14 protein-coding genes and 1 other annotated feature are annotated in these 17,285 nt (G+C 37.9%); of the genes, 12 read left to right on the top strand and 2 right to left on the bottom strand.

Translation table 11 applies throughout. The features are described 5' to 3' along the window. The first annotated feature begins 132 nt into the window (after nt 1–132). Nucleotides 133–2,463: an endopeptidase La gene (gene lon / locus ACQKNI_RS10610; RefSeq protein ID WP_088230719.1), complete on the top strand. Its 2,331-nt coding sequence runs from the start codon at nt 133–135 to the stop codon at nt 2,461–2,463. After that, nucleotides 2,460–3,056 carry a ribosome biogenesis GTP-binding protein YsxC gene (ysxC, locus tag ACQKNI_RS10605; RefSeq protein ID WP_088230718.1) on the top strand — a complete coding sequence of 199 codons (597 nt, stop codon included), beginning with the start codon at nt 2,460–2,462 and terminating at the stop codon, nt 3,054–3,056. Before lon ends, ysxC begins: the two co-directional genes overlap by 4 nt. Before the next feature lie 31 nt (nt 3,057–3,087). Here ysxC and ACQKNI_RS10600 read toward each other — a convergent pair whose 3' ends face one another. Next, the gene (locus ACQKNI_RS10600) at nt 3,088–3,504 is read right to left on the bottom strand and encodes an organic hydroperoxide resistance protein (protein WP_088230717.1); all 417 of its coding nucleotides are present in this window, start codon (nt 3,502–3,504) and stop codon (nt 3,088–3,090) included. A gap of 2 nt (nt 3,505–3,506) precedes the next feature. Further along, on the bottom strand, nt 3,507–3,959 hold the full coding sequence (locus tag ACQKNI_RS10595; RefSeq protein WP_088230716.1) for a MarR family winged helix-turn-helix transcriptional regulator: 453 nt from the start codon (nt 3,957–3,959) through the stop codon (nt 3,507–3,509). Nucleotides 3,960–4,375: 416 nt separating this feature from the next. Here ACQKNI_RS10595 and hemA point away from each other — a divergent pair, with 416 nt between their 5' ends. The 10 genes from hemA (at nt 4,376) to ACQKNI_RS10545 (ending at nt 17,170) form a co-directional block, all read left to right on the top strand. Beyond that, nucleotides 4,376–5,710, top strand: coding sequence for a glutamyl-tRNA reductase (gene hemA, locus ACQKNI_RS10590; RefSeq protein WP_088230715.1), 1,335 nt, complete (start codon nt 4,376–4,378; stop codon nt 5,708–5,710). A gap of 17 nt (nt 5,711–5,727) precedes the next feature. Then, nucleotides 5,728–6,561, top strand: coding sequence for a cytochrome c biogenesis protein (locus tag ACQKNI_RS10585; protein ID WP_088230714.1), 834 nt, complete (start codon nt 5,728–5,730; stop codon nt 6,559–6,561). Nucleotides 6,562–6,576: 15 nt separating this feature from the next. Beyond that, nucleotides 6,577–7,506 carry a hydroxymethylbilane synthase gene (gene hemC / locus ACQKNI_RS10580; protein ID WP_088230713.1) on the top strand — a complete coding sequence of 310 codons (930 nt, stop codon included), beginning with the start codon at nt 6,577–6,579 and terminating at the stop codon, nt 7,504–7,506. A 2-nt stretch (nt 7,507–7,508) separates the two neighbouring features. Beyond that, complete coding sequence (hemD, locus tag ACQKNI_RS10575) at nt 7,509–8,261, top strand: uroporphyrinogen-III synthase (RefSeq protein WP_088230712.1); 753 nt, start codon at nt 7,509–7,511, stop codon at nt 8,259–8,261. A 20-nt stretch (nt 8,262–8,281) separates the two neighbouring features. Beyond that, on the top strand, nt 8,282–9,271 hold the full coding sequence (hemB, locus tag ACQKNI_RS10570; protein ID WP_001087076.1) for a porphobilinogen synthase: 990 nt from the start codon (nt 8,282–8,284) through the stop codon (nt 9,269–9,271). Next, nucleotides 9,271–10,560, top strand: coding sequence for a glutamate-1-semialdehyde 2,1-aminomutase (hemL, locus tag ACQKNI_RS10565; protein ID WP_088230711.1), 1,290 nt, complete (start codon nt 9,271–9,273; stop codon nt 10,558–10,560). The genes hemB and hemL overlap by 1 nt, the downstream gene beginning before the upstream one ends. Before the next feature lie 78 nt (nt 10,561–10,638). Continuing rightward, entirely contained in the window at nt 10,639–11,646 is a 1,008-nt protein-coding gene (spoVID, locus tag ACQKNI_RS10560; protein ID WP_098357521.1) for a stage VI sporulation protein D, read from the top strand. 61 nt (nt 11,647–11,707) lie between these two features. Further along, a complete protein-coding gene (ysxE, locus tag ACQKNI_RS10555; RefSeq protein WP_088230709.1) occupies nt 11,708–12,733 on the top strand; it encodes a spore coat protein YsxE in 1,026 nt (341 codons plus the stop codon). Between the two features lie 125 nt (nt 12,734–12,858). Further along, nucleotides 12,859–13,090 (top strand) — a binding site (T-box leader). Nucleotides 13,091–13,128: 38 nt separating this feature from the next. Further along, on the top strand, nt 13,129–15,774 hold the full coding sequence (locus ACQKNI_RS10550) for a valine--tRNA ligase (protein ID WP_088230708.1): 2,646 nt from the start codon (nt 13,129–13,131) through the stop codon (nt 15,772–15,774). Between the two features lie 94 nt (nt 15,775–15,868). Continuing rightward, entirely contained in the window at nt 15,869–17,170 is a 1,302-nt protein-coding gene (locus ACQKNI_RS10545; protein WP_088230707.1) for a bifunctional folylpolyglutamate synthase/dihydrofolate synthase, read from the top strand. The last annotated feature ends 115 nt before the right edge of the window (nt 17,171–17,285 follow it).

Raw genomic sequence — 17,285 nt, 5'->3', positions numbered from 1 at the left:
AGCGGAGTCTTTTTCGTTTCATAAGGAAGAAAAAACAAGGGATTTACAGTTGCGGAGAATCTCTGCAATTGCATCTAGATGTATTGTAATATAAAATAGTTGAACAGGAGTTTAATTTATTATGGAGGTGCTATGTCTAGTATGAATACGAATGAAAAAATCGTACCCCTCCTACCATTAAGAGGCGTTCTCGTATATCCAACGATGGTTCTGCATCTTGATGTAGGACGTGATAAATCGATACAAGCACTAGAGCAGGCGGCAATGGATGAAAATATCATCTTTTTAGCGATGCAAAAAGAAATGAATATCGATGATCCGAAAGAAGATGACATATATAGTGTAGGTACAGTCGCGAAAGTGAAGCAAATGTTAAAATTGCCGAACGGTACGCTTCGTGTCCTTGTAGAAGGTTTACATAGAGCAGAAGTAGTAGAGTTTATCGAGGAAGAGAATTTTGTACAAGTTTCTATTCAAACGGTAACTGAAGAAGTGGAAGATGATCTAGAAGAGAAAGCTCTTATGCGTACGTTACTGGAGCATTTTGAACAATATATTAAAGTTTCGAAAAAAGTTTCAAATGAAACATTTGCAACGGTAGCTGATGTAGAAGAACCAGGCAGACTAGCGGATTTAATTGCTTCTCACTTGCCGATTAAAACGAAGCAGAAACAAGAGATTTTAGAGATAGTATCTGTGAAAGAACGATTACATACACTGATTTCAATTATTCAAGATGAACAAGAGTTACTTAGTTTAGAAAAGAAAATTGGACAAAAAGTGAAACGTTCAATGGAGCGCACACAAAAAGAATATTTCTTACGTGAGCAAATGAAGGCAATTCAAACTGAACTTGGCGATAAAGAAGGTAAGGGCGGGGAAGTTGAAGAACTTCGTGAGAAAATTGAACAGTCAGGAATGCCTGAAGAAACAACGAAGGCTGCGCTGAAAGAATTAGATCGTTATGAAAAGTTACCAGCAAGTTCTGCGGAGAGCGGTGTTATTCGCAATTATATTGATTGGTTATTAGCACTTCCGTGGACAGAAGCAACAGAAGATATGATTGATCTTGCTCATTCTGAAGAGATTTTAAACAAGGATCATTACGGTCTTGAAAAAGTGAAAGAGCGCGTACTTGAATATTTAGCTGTACAGAAGTTAACGAATTCATTAAAAGGACCTATCCTTTGCTTAGTAGGACCTCCTGGGGTCGGAAAAACTTCGTTAGCGCGTTCGATTGCAACGTCATTGAATCGTAACTTTGTCCGTGTATCTCTTGGTGGTGTACGTGATGAATCTGAAATTCGTGGTCACCGTCGTACGTACGTTGGGGCAATGCCAGGACGCATTATTCAAGGTATGAAAAAGGCGAAGACAGTTAACCCAGTCTTTTTATTAGATGAGATTGATAAAATGTCTAACGATTTCAGAGGAGATCCATCAGCTGCATTACTTGAAGTATTAGATCCAGAACAAAATCATAACTTCAGTGATCATTACATTGAAGAACCATATGATTTATCGAAAGTTATGTTTGTAGCAACTGCTAATACACTTTCAAGTGTTCCAGGTCCATTACTTGACCGCATGGAAATTATTTCGATTGCTGGCTATACAGAACTTGAAAAAGTTCATATTGCTCGTGAGCATTTATTGCCGAAGCAATTAAAAGAGCATGGCCTGCGAAAAGGTAATTTACAAGTACGTGATGAAGCACTTCTTGAAATTATTCGTTATTATACACGTGAGGCGGGTGTTCGTACGCTAGAGCGCCAAATCGCAAAAGTTTGCCGTAAAGCAGCGAAAATTATCGTTACAGCAGAACGTAAACGTATTGTTGTGACAGAGAAAAATATTGTAGATTTACTTGGTAAACATATATTCCGTTATGGGCAAGCAGAGAAAACAGACCAAGTCGGAATGGCAACCGGTTTAGCTTATACAGCAGCTGGTGGCGATACACTTGCAATTGAAGTATCTGTAGCACCAGGTAAAGGGAAATTAATTTTAACAGGGAAACTTGGGGATGTTATGAAAGAGTCCGCACAAGCAGCGTTTAGTTATATTCGTTCTCGTGCAGAAGAGCTTCATATTGATCCGGATTTCCATGAGAAAAATGATATTCATATTCATGTTCCAGAAGGAGCAGTTCCAAAAGATGGACCGTCAGCAGGTATTACGATGGCAACGGCACTTATTTCTGCACTAACAGGTATTCCTGTAAGTAAAGAAGTTGGTATGACAGGTGAAATTACACTTCGTGGCCGTGTATTACCAATTGGTGGTTTAAAAGAAAAAACATTAAGTGCTCACCGCGCAGGCTTAACAAAAATTATTTTGCCAGCAGAAAACGAGAAAGATTTAGATGATATTCCAGAGAGCGTAAAAGAAAACCTTACGTTTGTGCTTGCATCTCATTTAGATGAAGTATTGGAGCACGCATTAGTAGGAGTGAAACAATGAAAGTAACAAAAGCAGATATTGTAATTAGTGCTGTTAAACCAGAACAATATCCAGACAGTGATTTACCAGAAATTGCATTAGCAGGTCGTTCAAATGTCGGGAAGTCTTCCTTTATTAATAAAATTTTAAATCGTAAAAAGTTAGTGCGTATTTCTTCTAAACCAGGAAAAACGCAAACACTGAACTTTTTCTTAATCAATGAGATGATGCATTTTGTTGACGTTCCAGGTTATGGATATGCGAAAGTATCTAAATCGGAGCGTGCAGCATGGGGCAAAATGATTGAAACGTACTTTACAACACGTGAGCAATTAGACGCAGCTGTGTTAGTAGTTGATTTACGTCACAAACCAACAAACGATGACGTGATGATGTATGATTTCTTAAAGCATTATGAAATCCCAACAATTATTATTGCAACGAAGGCCGATAAAATTCCGAAAGGAAAATGGCAAAAGCATTTAAAAGTTGTAAAAGAAACGCTTGCTGTTGAAATTGGTGATGAAATTGTTCTCTTCTCTTCTGAGACAGGACTTGGAAAAGAAGAAGCGTGGAAGGCAATTCATAAAATGACAAAAACAAAAAACGCGTGACGAATGTCGCGCGTTTTTTTCTTTATATATACTAGCGTACATTTAATGTAACTTCAATATTTCCTCTCGTTGCTTTCGAGTACGGACATACACCGTGAGCAGCTTCTACAAGTTCTTGTGCTTCGGCATGAGAAACGCCAGCGACATGTACATCAAGTACAGCAGATAGTCCGAAACCACCATCTGCATCTTTTCCAATCGAAACATGAGCAGTTACTTCTGTACTTTCCACTTTCACACGTTTTGTACGAATGACAAGTTGTAATGCACTATCAAAACAAGCTGCATAACCAGCAGCAAATAGTTGTTCAGGATTTGTTGCCTCTCCACCTGCACCACCTAGTGCTTTTGGCATTTTTACATCAAGATTTAATATGCCGTCATCGGAGATTACTTTCCCGTTTCTTCCACCTGTTGCTGTTACTGAAGCAGTATATAGTTTATCCATGTTTATTCCCCTTTTCTATCATTTACTGTTTTCATTGTTTCAATTAGTTTATTTAATTGAATTAATAAAGAGCGATATTCTTGCTCAGTAATTCCTAAATTTGTAGCCATCGTTGTCGGTAAGGAACAAGCCTTTTCTTTTAAAGCGTTACCTTGTTCTGTTAATTCAATACAAACTTTTCGCTCGTCTTCTTTGGAACGAACACGTTTTACAAGTTGTAATGATTCCATTCGTTTTAACATAGGTGTTAACGTACCAGAATCTAAAAATAGACGTTCTCCAATTTCTTTTACTGTTAGTCCATCTTGCTCCCATAGTACGAGTAAAGTAATGTACTGGGGATACGTAATACCCATTTCTTCTAAATATGGTCGATAAAAACGAGTAACCTCTCTAGAACAAGCGTAAATAGAAAAGCAAAGTTGGTTATCTAGATGCAAAGAGTCCTCTGTCATACATAACTCCTTTCTAATTAAGTTGTGCACAATTTAATTTCGTGAAATCAATATAACGAAAAAGAAACACAATGTCAAATACATTGTACTTGGAAAGTGAGTGCTACATTTTGGAACAATCATACATATTTTCCTGCATGATGAAAGAAGATAGAAAAGATGATGTTATAATGAATATGGAATAGTTTCCATCACTTGATTATGAGGACTTTTTTTGGTAACGTACAAATAGAGTTGTTAATTTATAATCATTATAAAGTAGGAAGCCTTTTATTAGTTTTACGGAATCTCCTTCATTACATACGGAGAATAATTAAAAAATAACCAGTTGTTCACACGATTGTCAGATTCATAAGAGGAAAGTTGTATTATGATAGTAGATAAAGTGATAAAACGGGTGAAGGGGGACATGCTGCGTGCATATTCTTGTTGTTAGTGTAAATTATCGAACAGCCCCTGTAGAATTTCGTGAGAAACTCACATTTCAGGCAGCAGAGCTAGAGCAAGCAATGACTACATTACAAAATCAAAAGAGCGTGTTAGAGAATGTCATTGTATCAACTTGTAATCGCACTGAGATTTATGCTGTTGTCGATCAATTACACACGGGACGGTATTATATTAAGAAATTTTTAGCTGATTGGTTTCAGCTTGAGATAGAAGAGGTTGCACCATATTTAACTATTTTTGAACAAGATGGTGCAGTAGATCATTTATTCCGCGTAACGTGCGGTTTAGATTCTATGGTAGTTGGAGAGACGCAGATTTTAGGTCAAATAAAAGATAGCTTTTTAGAAGCGCAACAAGTGAAAACAACAGGCACAATTTTTAATGAATTGTTTAAGCAAGTGGTTACGTTAGCAAAACGTGCGCACTCAGAAACGACAATTGGTGAAAGTGCGATGTCTGTTAGTTATGCTGCTGTTGAGCTCGGAAAGAAAATATTTGGTGAGTTAACAGACTGTCATGTGCTTATTCTTGGTGCTGGTAAAATGGGTGAACTTGCGCTGCAAAACTTATACGGAAGTGGCGCTCGTAAAGTAACTGTCATGAATAGAACGCTATCGAAAGCGGAAGTAATGGCTGAGAAGTATATGGGACATGCAAAACCTTTAAGTGAATTGCAATGTGCGTTATTAGAAGCAGATATTTTAATTAGTTCAACTGGTGCATCGGAGTATGTCATTACGAAAGAGATGATGACAAAGGTAGAGAAAATGCGCTCTGGTCGTCCATTATTTATGGTTGATATTGCAGTGCCACGTGATATTGATCCTGCAATTGATGAGTTAGAAGGTTCTTTCTTATATGATATCGATGATTTGCAAGGAGTAGTTGAAGCAAACCGTGCTGAGCGTTTGAAAGAAGCGGAGAAAATTCAATTTATGATTGAAGAGGAAATGGTTTTATTTAAAACGTGGTTAAGTACACTTGGCGTTGTTCCGTTAATATCGGCTCTCCGTGATAAAGCACTTGCTATTCAAAGTGAAACGATGGAAAGCCTTGAAAGGAAAATACCAAATCTTAGTGACCGTGAGAAAAAAGTAATTAGTAAGCACACGAAAAGTATCATTAACCAATTATTAAAAGACCCAATTCTAGTAGCGAAAGAAATAGCTGCTGAAGATGGGGCGACAGAAAAACTCGCTTTATTTGCAAAGATTTTTGATTTAGAAATGGAAGAAGTAGAGAGTCGTGCGGAAGAAGTAAAACATAAAAGAGCGTGGACACCATCCGTTCCATCTTTATAATTTGGAAGGATGATCGGATGAGTTTTTTAAATAACAGCATTATTTATCATATTGCAATTATTTTATATGCTTGCAGCATTAGCTTATATTTTATAGATTATTTCCAAAGTAACCGAAAGGCGAACCGATTTGCTTTTTGGTTACTTTCGATTGTATGGGTTCTGCAGTCTATTTTTATGCTGCTTCGGGCTACAGATTCAGAAACAAACCCTATTTTAACTTTATTATCAGGGATTTATTTTTATGTTTGGTTATTGATTACGATGTCGTTAGTCATTAACCGATTTATGCGCGTGGACTTTTTAGTCTTTTTTACAAATGTTGTAGCATTTGGCGTAAGCGCTTTTTCTATTTTTACACCGCTCGGAAAGATGTCGCCAGTACTTGCAGAGCAATTAGTTTCAGAACTTGTATACGTGCATGTCGGTATGGCTATTACTTCTTATGCCACGTTTACTGTATCGTTTATTTTTTCTATTATGTATTTATTGCAATATCGCCTATTAAAAAAGAAAAAGTGGAATGCGAGATTAAGAAGGTTAGGGAATTTACCAAAGCTCGAATCTACGTCTTACGGATTAAATTTATTTTCTGTTCCGTTTTTCTTATTAGCGATTTTATTAGGATGCATATGGGGATATACAAAATTGGACAATTTTCATTGGTATGATACGAAAGTAATCGGATCTTTTGTCGTTTTATTTGTATATTGCGCAGGTTTATATTTACGAGCGGCAGACGTGTTGCAAGGGAAGAAAATTGTACTGTGGAATATCGGGGCATTTCTCGTAATGCTAGTTAACATTTTTCTATTAAGTAGTTTATCTAATTTCCACTTTTGGTATTTATAATGAGGAGAGAGAATTATGCGCAAAATTATTGTAGGTTCACGAAAGAGTAAACTAGCATTAACACAAACAAATTGGTTTATCGATCAGTTAAAAGCGCTAGGCTTACCATATGAATTTGAAGTGAAAGAAATCGTCACAAAAGGTGATGTTATTTTAGATGTTACGCTTTCAAAAGTAGGCGGAAAAGGTTTATTTGTAAAGGAAATTGAACATGCGTTACTTACGAAAGAAATCGATATGGCTGTACATAGTATGAAAGATATGCCAGCCGTACTTCCAGAAGGATTGATGATCGGTTGTACACCAAAGCGTGTTGACCCTCGCGATGCTTTTATTTCTAAAAATGGAGAATCATTTAAAGACTTAGCAGAGGGTGCGATTTTAGGGACGAGTAGTTTGAGACGTAGTGCACAATTGTTAGCCGCGAGACCAGATTTACAAGTGAAGTGGATTCGTGGAAATATTGATACACGCTTACGTAAGTTAAAAGATGAAGATTACGATGCAATTATTTTAGCGACAGCTGGATTACAGAGAATGGGCTGGGACGGGGAAGTTATTACAGAACATTTAGATGAAACGCTATGTGTACCAGCTGTAGGGCAAGGGGCATTAGCGATTGAATGTCGTGAGGACGATAAGGATTTACTGCAGTTGTTAGCGCATATGAATGATGCCGTAACAGAGAGAACAGTAGCAGCAGAGCGAGTATTTCTTCATAAACTTGAAGGTGGATGCCAAGTTCCAATCGCTGGATACGCAACGCTTACAGAAAACGATGCAATTGAATTAACAGCTCTTGTCGGTTCTATGGATGGCTCTGTTTTATTGAAAGAGACAGTAGCAGGCACTGATCCAGTGGAAGTAGGATTAGAGGCGGCGGACCGTTTAATTAAACAAGGCGCAAAAGAACTCATTCTTGCTGCAAATAAGGGGCAACAATAAATATGAACGCTCTCGCTGGTAAAACGGTATTGATTACACGTGCCCAGCATCAAGCGAAACAAATGAGTGTGGCGGTAAAAGAAAAGAGCGGAATTCCATTGGAAATTCCGCTTTTGCGTATGGAAGGTATGTCTTCTAGGCAAATTCAACATATAGCAGAGCAACTACATTCGTATGACTGGGTTATTTTTACGAGTAAAAATGGTGTAGCTTTTTTTCTAGATAGTTTGAGAAAGAAAATCCCAGCAGCGATTAAAATTGCTGCTGTCGGTGTGAAAACAAAGCTAGAGTTAGAAAAACGAGGTTATAAAGTAGACTTTGTACCAACATCATTTGTTGCAGAAGTATTTGCAGAAGAGTTTATCAAAAAACTAAGTGGAAACGAGCGTATTTTATTTCCGAAAGGGAATTTAGCACGGGATGTAATTCCAGTTACACTTCGAGGAATTGGTATTTCTCTAGATGAATTAATCGTATATGGTACGAAAGAAAATGTAGAGAAAAAGCGAGCGCTTATAGAAGCATTAGAAGTAGGGAAAGTTGACATTATTACATTTACGAGTCCTTCAACTGTTACTAGCTTTGTTCGTTTACTTGAGGGCACAAACTGGAGAGAATGGACAAAAAAATGTACAATTGCTTGTATAGGTCCTATTACGGAAAAAGAGGCGAGTCTTTATTTTCCGCATGTTATTGTGCCGAAAGAGTACACTGTAGAAGCATTGCTACAATGCATTTGTGAATCTATAAAATAAAAGAATGGGGATAGAAATCTATGAACTCTTTACAATTTAATCGTCATCGTCGCTTAAGACAAAGCGGTAATATGCGTGCGCTTGTGCGTGAAACGTTTTTACATACGGAAGATTTTATTTACCCTATTTTTGTATTAGAAGGTGAAAATGTTCGCAATGAAGTTCCTTCTATGCCAGGCGTATATCAAATGTCTTTAGATTTATTGCAAGCTGAAATGCAAGAAGTTGTTGATTTAGGTATTCGTTCTGTTATTGTATTTGGTTTACCTGCTGAAAAGGATGAAGTTGGATCATCAGCATATTGTGATCACGGAATTGTACAACGTGCAATTAAGCAAATTAAAGGTGAGTTCCCTGAATTAGTAGTAGTTGCGGATACATGTTTATGTCAATTCACAAGTCACGGTCATTGCGGTGTAATTGAAGATGGGATTATTTTAAATGATGAGTCTCTTGCAGTTCTTGCGAAAACAGCTGTAAGCCAAGCGAAAGCAGGAGCGGACATTATTGCGCCATCAAACATGATGGACGGATTCGTAACAGCAATTCGTCATGCATTAGATGAAAATGGTTTTGGACACGTACCAGTTATGTCATATGCTGTGAAGTATTCATCAGCGTTTTATGGACCATTCCGTGATGCTGCGCACGGTGCACCGCAATTTGGTGACCGTAAAACATATCAAATGGACCCAGCAAACCGTATGGAAGCATTCCGTGAAGCAGAATCAGATGTAATGGAAGGGGCAGACTTCTTAATTGTAAAGCCAGCTCTTTCTTACTTAGATATCGTTCGTGATGTGAAAAATAACTTTAACTTACCAGTGGTTGCTTATAACGTGAGTGGTGAATATTCGATGATCAAAGCGGCAGCGCAAAATGGTTGGATTAATGAAAAAGAAGTTGTACTTGAAAAGTTAATTAGCATGAAACGCGCAGGAGCAGATTTAATTATTACGTATCATGCGAAGGATGCAGCAAGATGGTTACAAGAAGGAGGCGCTAAATAATGAAAAAGTTTGATAAGTCGATTGCGGCGTTTGAAGAAGCTCAAGATTTAATGCCGGGCGGCGTAAACAGCCCTGTTCGTGCTTTTAAATCTGTCGGTATGAATCCGTTATTTATGGAGCGCGGAAAAGGTTCTAAAGTATATGATATCGATGGAAATGAATACATCGATTACGTATTATCATGGGGACCTTTAATTCATGGTCATGCAAATGATCAAGTTGTTGAAGCGTTAAAATCTGTTGCTGAAAGAGGGACAAGCTTCGGTGCACCAACAGAAATTGAAAATAAATTAGCGAAACTTGTTATTGAGCGCGTACCATCAATTGAGATTGTACGTATGGTTAACTCTGGAACAGAGGCGACAATGAGTGCGCTACGTTTAGCTCGTGGTTATACAGGTCGTAATAAGATTTTGAAATTCATCGGCTGCTACCACGGTCATGGAGATTCGTTATTAATTAAAGCGGGTTCTGGTGTGGCGACACTAGGTTTACCAGATAGCCCTGGTGTACCAGAAGGTGTAGCACAAAATACGATTACAGTAGCGTATAACGATTTAGAAAGTGTGAAATACGCTTTCGAACAATTTGGTGATGATATTGCTTGTGTAATTGTAGAACCAGTGGCAGGAAATATGGGCGTTGTTCCTCCTCAGCCAGGATTTTTAGAAGGACTTCGTGAAGTGACAGAGCAAAACGGCTCATTACTTATTTTTGATGAAGTAATGACAGGATTCCGAGTTGCTTACAATTGTGGACAAGGTTACTACGGTGTAACACCTGATTTAACTTGTTTAGGTAAAGTAATCGGTGGTGGCTTACCGGTAGGAGCATACGGTGGTAAAGCAGAAATTATGCGCCAAGTTGCACCGAGCGGACCGATTTACCAAGCTGGTACTTTATCAGGTAATCCACTTGCAATGGCAGCAGGTTATGAAACGTTAGTACAGTTAACGCCAGAATCGTATGTAGAATTTGAGCGTAAAGCCGAAATGTTAGAAGCTGGATTACGTAAAGCGGCGGAAAAACATGGTATTCCTCATCATATTAATCGTGCGGGTTCTATGATTGGTATTTTCTTTACAGATGAGCCAGTTATTAATTATGAGGCAGCAAAATCTTCAAACCTACAATTCTTTGCGGCATACTATCGTGAAATGGTAGAACAAGGTGTGTTCTTACCACCATCTCAATTCGAAGGATTATTCTTATCGACAGCGCATAGTGATGCTGATATTGAAGCGACGATTGAAGCGGCTGAAATTGCAATGTCAAAATTAAAAGCATAATGCATGAAAGAAAATCGCTCTCCATAAGGGGAGCGATTTTTTTATTCATAAAGTAGGCTTTTGAAACATAAATCTGTAATGACATATAGTTTGGGAGGGGGAAAAGAAGTGACAACAGATCATTCATTACGATTCTCATTAAAAGAATCTGTTTGGTTCCAAAAAGGACAGGAAGTCGAAGAACTTTTGTCAATTTCGTTAGATCCAGACGTTGAAATAGAAGAGCTTGATCATGAAGTTATCGTGAGAGGGCAATTAGATTTAACGGGAGAGTATGTCGCACGGCAAGATGATTCAGCTTATTCATTAAGAGAACTATCGCCAGCAAAGTCAATTGATTATGTAGAAACAAGGGAAGATGGGGTTAATGAACTTGTTCATTCCTTCCCGCTTGAAATATCAATACCAAGAAACCGGGTGAAAGTAATTGAAGAACTATTTGTATCAATCGAGGAATTTGATTATGAATTAAAGGAAAATGGTTGCTTACAATTACTAGCGGATATATCTATTACAGGTTTATGTGATGAGGAAAGAATCGAGGATGAAGAGGAAGAACCGGTGTATGCGGAGTTAGAAGAAGATGATACAGCACAAGAGGAGGAAAATAGACCTACGCCGCATGTAGAAGAACCAGCTTATAAGGAATCGGATGAGTGGGAAGATTATGCATTTGAACCGTTCCAGCTAGAAGAAAGAAAAGAGCAAGAAGTAGAGGAAGAGGAAATAGAAGAACATGAATTTGCAGGGCGTGAAGAGGAGAAAGAAATAACGCCGCAATTTGAATTGTTCGGACGAAAAGATTTCAAGAAAGAAAAAGCGAAAAAGCAGGAAGAGCAAGAAGAAGTGTACTCACAGAGAGATGAGAATGCACTTTATTTAACGAAATTATTTACGAAAGAACCGGAAGAAGAATTTACAAAGTTAAGAATGTATTTCGTGCAAGAAGGAGATACAATCGAATCTGTTGCAGAACGTTATGAAACGTCTGTACAGAACTTGTACCGTGTCAACCAAACAGAAGATATATATTTAACTGAGGGACAAATTATTTATATTCCGGTTTCAAGAGCGAAGGCAAAATAAGGGGGAAGAGTTTCCCCTTATTTTCCTAGAGGTTATGCTTTGAATAGAAAGGGTTATTCGTATGGATATTGAATTACGAAATCGTTATGAACCCATTGTAAGGCAATATAGATTGGATACGCAGCATATGGAAGAGCACGGAAGTGTAACGAAAATTTACACGAATCAAGGTCCATATGCGCTCAAGAAAATAGAAGATAGAAAATTAGAGCGAAATAATTTTCTGCATCATATTCAATATTTGAAAGAGAAAGGTTTTTCAAATTATGTACCTATATACCATGCGACGGATGGGAATTATATTTTAAGTGACGGGACGTATAATTATTATTTAATGCCTTGGTTAGAGCGTGCGGAAGGAAACGGAGAGGATAATGATCAATACCATAAAATGTTTCAGACACTTGGAACGTTGCATCAAAAAACGGTAAAAGAAGAAACGTATACAGAAGAGGATTTAGAAAAGCATTATACGAATATATCCGAGCGTTGGGAAAATGATGGTGAGATGCTAGAAGAGTTTCTTGTAGAGTCTGAAGCGAAGTGGTATATGTCTCCGTTTGAATTACAATATTGTACGTACTATCATCATGTAATGAGGGCGCGGGAATTTGCAACGAAGCAATTAAATGAGTGGAACGATGCGATGAAAGAAAAAGAAAAAACACGCATTACGTTTGTACATGGTAACGTGTCACTGAATCATTTTTTATTTGACTATGAGCGGAATGGCTATTTTATTAGTTTAGAAAAATCAAAGTTTGCAACGCCTGTGCAAGATATTGTAGGCTTTTATTCTCGGTCTTTAAACACATACCCAATTGCGCGAAGTGATCGGTTTGAATGGTATCAAATGTACCAAAAAAACTTCCCGTTTACGAAAGAAGAACAACTTCTCATGTTTGCTTATATGACGTATCCATCGCAATTTATTCGGCAAATCCAGTCTTATAAGAAAAGAAGAGAGAATCGCAATGAGGAAAATGAAATTCGTGGAGTAAAGAGTTTGCAACAATCGCATTGGCTCGTTAGCAATATAGAATATTTCCTGTCACAATTACAAGCTGCCCAGCAAGGGAACGGATAAGAAGATAAGTAGAGGGTGCTACTTACCTTCTTTTTTTGTATTCGCCCGAAAGTGGTAGTATTAAATTTATCTTGACGAATAAGGTTTCGTTTTTTACACTATTGTATATAATAATTAACAATCATATAAATGCCTTGAAGGGGAAGAGTATAACATGAAACGTCTTCAGAGAGGAGAATCATTAGCTGGGAGATTCTCTAGATAGTTATGTTAGAAGGTAGCCCTGGAGCATCTTTTCTGAACGGAATAGTTCTCATTAGGAAAAGACGGATTTGTCCGTTATCAAATTAAGAGTATAAGCAAATTCTGAATTTGTTTGTAAATAAAGGTGGTACCGCGATGTCCCTCGTCCTTTTTTGGATGAGGGGCATTTTTTATTTTAAGGAGGGAAAATAATGTCAAACACGGAAAAGAATTTACCAACTAAATATGATCATATGTCCGTTGAAGAAGGCCTGTACCAATGGTGGCTTGAAGGCAAATATTTTGAAGCAACAGGAGATGAGAAGAAACAACCATATACAATTGTAATTCCACCTCCGAACGTAACTGGTAAGTTACACTTAGGTCATGCTTGGGATACGACTCTTCAAGATATTTTAACTCGTACGAAGCGTATGCAAGGTTACGATGTATTATGGCTTCCAGGAATGGACCATGCGGGTATTGCAACACAAGCGAAAGTAGAAGGGAAACTTCGTGAAGAAGGTATTTCACGTTACGATCTTGGCCGTGAAAAATTCCTTGAAAAAGCTTGGGAATGGAAAGAAGAATACGCTTCTCACATTCGTCAACAATGGGGAAAAGTTGGTTTAGGACTAGACTATTCTCGTGAACGTTTCACATTAGACGAAGGTTTATCTGATGCGGTTAATAAAGTATTCGTTCAATTATACGAAAAAGGCTTAATTTACCGTGGTGAATATATTATCAACTGGGATCCAGCAACACGTACAGCTCTTTCTGATATTGAAGTAATTCATAAAGAAGTTCAAGGTGCATTCTACCATATGAACTATCCATTAACAGATGGTTCTGGTCACATTCGTCTTGCAACTACTCGTCCAGAAACGATGCTTGGTGATACAGCAGTAGCAGTTCATCCAGAAGATGATCGTTACAAACACTTAATCGGAAAAACAGTTACGCTTCCAATCGTAGGCCGTGAGATTCCGATTATCGCTGATGAGTACGTAGAAAAAGACTTCGGAACAGGCGTTGTAAAAATTACACCAGCTCATGACCCGAATGACTTTGAAGTAGGTAACCGTCATGACTTACCACGCATCTTAGTAATGAACGAAGATGGAACGATGAATGAAAAAGCTGGTAAGTATAACGGTATGGATCGTTTCGAATGTCGTAAAGAATTAGTGAAAGACTTACAAGAAGCTGGCGTATTAGTAGAAATCGAGCCTCATATGCATTCAGTAGGTCATAGTGAGCGTAGCGGTGCAGTTGTTGAGCCTTACTTATCAACACAATGGTTCGTAAAAATGGCGCCACTTGCTGAAAAGGCAGTAGAGCTACAACAAAAAGAAGAAGAAAAAGTAACGTTCGTACCAGAGCGTTTTGAAAACACATACTTACGCTGGATGGAAAACATTCATGACTGGTGTATTTCTCGTCAGTTATGGTGGGGACACCGCATTCCAGCTTGGTATCATAAAGAAACTGGTGAAGTATACGTAGGTACAGAAGCACCAGCGGATATTGAAAACTGGAATCAAGATAATGATGTACTTGATACATGGTTCAGCTCAGCATTATGGCCGTTCTCAACACTTGGTTGGCCAAATGAAGATTCAGCAGACTTTAAACGTTACTACTCAACGGATGCATTAGTAACTGGTTACGACATTATCTTCTTCTGGGTATCTCGTATGATTTTCCAAGGTTTAGAGTTTACAGGCGAGCGCCCATTTAAAGATGTATTAATTCACGGTTTAGTTCGTGATGAGCAAGGACGTAAAATGAGTAAATCTCTTGGTAACGGTATCGACCCGATGGATGTTATCGAGAAGTATGGTGCAGATGCAATGCGTTACTTCTTATCAACAGGAAGTGCACCAGGCCAAGATTTACGTTTCAGCATGGAAAAAGTAGAATCTACTTGGAACTTCATTAATAAAATTTGGAACGCATCACGTTTCGTATTAATGAACATGGATGATATGAAGTATGAAGAAATCGATTTAACTGGTGAAAAATCAGTTGCAGATAAGTGGATTTTAACTCGCTTAAATGAAACAATCGAAAGTGTAACACGTAACATGGATAAATATGAGTTCGGTGAAGCTGGTCGTTCATTATACAACTTCATTTGGGATGATTTCTGTGACTGGTACATTGAAATGGCGAAACTTCCATTATACGGTGAAGATGAAGCGGCTAAGAAAACAACTCGTTCTATTTTAGCTTACGTATTAGACCAAACAATGCGTCTATTACATCCATTCATGCCATTCGTAACAGAGAAAATTTGGCAACATTTACCGCACGAAGGCGAATCTATTACAGTAGCAGCGTGGCCAACAGTTCGCGAAGATTTACAAGATACAGAAGCGGCAGCAGAAATGCACCTTCTAGTTGATATTATTCGCTCTGTTCGTAACATCCGTGCCGAAGTAAATACGCCAATGAGCAAAAAAGTTCAAATGCAAATTAAAGCAAAAGATGAGACTGTACTTGCTCAACTTACGAAAAACAGCTCTTACATTGAGCGTTTCTGTAACCCGAGCGAATTAACAATTCAAACGGATTTACAAGCGCCAGAAAAAGCAATGACTGCAATCGTATCGGGTGCAGAGTTATTCTTACCGTTAGCTGATCTTATCAATCTTGATGAAGAGAGAGCTCGTCTTGAGAAAGAACTTGAGAAGTTTGATAAAGAAGTAGAACGTGTACAGAAGAAACTTTCAAACCAAGGTTTCGTAGCGAAAGCTCCTGCAGCAGTTATTGAAGGAGAGCGTGCGAAAGAGCAAGATTACTTAGAAAAACGCGAAGCAGTTCGCCAACGTCTAGCAGATCTTGAGAAATAAAAATATTTTTTAGAGACTCACTATATTGGTGAGTCTCTTTTCTTTGCGTATAATAGAAGTATGAAGGTTGTCTTTTGAAAGGGGAAAAGCATACGTGATACATACATACGAAGAAGCGATAGGATGGATTCATAGCCGATTGAAGTTTGGAATTAAACCAGGATTAGAAAGAATGCGATGGATGTTAGAAGAACTCGGAAATCCAGAGCGTCACATAAAATGTGTTCATCTTGCTGGTACGAATGGAAAAGGTTCAACTTTAACATATATGCGCTATATGCTAGAAGGCGCGAAATATAAGGTAGGAACGTTTACCTCTCCTTATATCGAAACATTTAATGAGCGTATTAGTGTGAACGGAACACCAATTGCAGATGAAGAGATTACTGAACTTGTAAAGATGGTAAAGCCAGTCGTTGAAAAACTAGACGAGACGGATTTAGGGGAAGCGACTGAGTTTGAAATTATTACTGTTATGGCAATTTGTTATTTCGGTAAAGTCAATTTCTGTGATGTTGTTTTATTTGAAACAGGTCTTGGAGGGCGCTTTGACTCTACCAATGTCATTCACCCTGTTTTAACAATTATTACGAATATCGGTCACGATCATATGCATATTTTAGGGAATACACTAGGAGAAATTGCATATGAAAAGGCAGGAATTATTAAGTCTGGTGTTCCGGTAATTACAGGTGTGCAAAATGAGGAAGCGTTGCAAGTCATTCAAAAGGTTGCGAAGGAAAATCATGCAAACTTATACGAGATTGGCACACATTTTACAGCGTTACATAAACAGTCTAGTGCAGATGGAGAACAATTTGATTTTACTTGTCCTTTCGTCGCGTTTGAAGAGGTGCGAATCTCAATGAAAGGTAGTCATCAAGTAGGAAATGCAGCGCTAGCGCTTATGGCAGTCATGTATGTAAAAACATACTTATCATTTTTAATTGAGGAAGAGGAAATAAGAAGTGGATTACAGGAAGCGTATTGGGTTGGGCGCTTTGAAAAACTGCAAAGCAATCCAGATATTATTATAGATGGTGCTCATAATCCAGAAGGTATCGAAAGTCTTGTGAAAACAGTAGACTCACATTATAAAGATAAAAACGTAATCGTTTTATTTACAGCTCTTGGTGATAAACAACTGCATAACATGGTAGGTCAATTAGAAACTATTTCTGATGAAATTATTTTTACAACGTTTGCTTTTGATCGTGCTATTTCTGCTGAAAAGCTTGCATCATATTCACAAAAAGAGTCAAAATTAGTTTTCGAGAATTGGAAAGAGGCAATTGATACGAAGATGGAAATGATAGGAGAAAATGATGTTTTCATCATAACAGGTTCTCTGTATTTCATTTCTGAGGTTCGAAAGTATATTCGCGAAAAAAACTAGATAGTATTTACTATCTAGTTTTTTTCAGGCTGTGGAGAAAGTCTTCTCCATAGCCTGTTTTTGTGTCTGAACCTCTTTTTGTGTGTCAACACTGATAAAAAAGAGGAAAAGGAGA

Source organism: Bacillus sp. NPDC094064, from assembly GCF_050279585.1.
GTDB lineage: Bacteria > Bacillota > Bacilli > Bacillales > Bacillaceae_G > Bacillus_A.
The sequence above is the reverse complement of the archived record's forward strand: the minus strand, read 5'-3'. Positions and strand labels throughout refer to the sequence as shown.

What these genes read in the sequence shown, in the direction of transcription:
- lon (WP_088230719.1), top strand. Translation starts at nt 133, where the DNA reads ATGTCTAGTATGAATACGAATGAAAAAATCGTACCCCTCCTACCATTA.
- ysxC (WP_088230718.1), top strand. Translation starts at nt 2,460, where the DNA reads ATGAAAGTAACAAAAGCAGATATTGTAATTAGTGCTGTTAAACCAGAA.
- ACQKNI_RS10600 (WP_088230717.1), bottom strand. Translation starts at nt 3,504, where the DNA reads ATGGATAAACTATATACTGCTTCAGTAACAGCAACAGGTGGAAGAAAC.
- ACQKNI_RS10595 (WP_088230716.1), bottom strand. Translation starts at nt 3,959, where the DNA reads ATGACAGAGGACTCTTTGCATCTAGATAACCAACTTTGCTTTTCTATT.
- ACQKNI_RS10585 (WP_088230714.1), top strand. Translation starts at nt 5,728, where the DNA reads ATGAGTTTTTTAAATAACAGCATTATTTATCATATTGCAATTATTTTA.
- hemC (WP_088230713.1), top strand. Translation starts at nt 6,577, where the DNA reads ATGCGCAAAATTATTGTAGGTTCACGAAAGAGTAAACTAGCATTAACA.
- hemD (WP_088230712.1), top strand. Translation starts at nt 7,509, where the DNA reads ATGAACGCTCTCGCTGGTAAAACGGTATTGATTACACGTGCCCAGCAT.
- hemB (WP_001087076.1), top strand. Translation starts at nt 8,282, where the DNA reads ATGAACTCTTTACAATTTAATCGTCATCGTCGCTTAAGACAAAGCGGT.
- hemL (WP_088230711.1), top strand. Translation starts at nt 9,271, where the DNA reads ATGAAAAAGTTTGATAAGTCGATTGCGGCGTTTGAAGAAGCTCAAGAT.
- spoVID (WP_098357521.1), top strand. Translation starts at nt 10,639, where the DNA reads ATGACATATAGTTTGGGAGGGGGAAAAGAAGTGACAACAGATCATTCA.
- ysxE (WP_088230709.1), top strand. Translation starts at nt 11,708, where the DNA reads ATGGATATTGAATTACGAAATCGTTATGAACCCATTGTAAGGCAATAT.
- ACQKNI_RS10550 (WP_088230708.1), top strand. Translation starts at nt 13,129, where the DNA reads ATGTCAAACACGGAAAAGAATTTACCAACTAAATATGATCATATGTCC.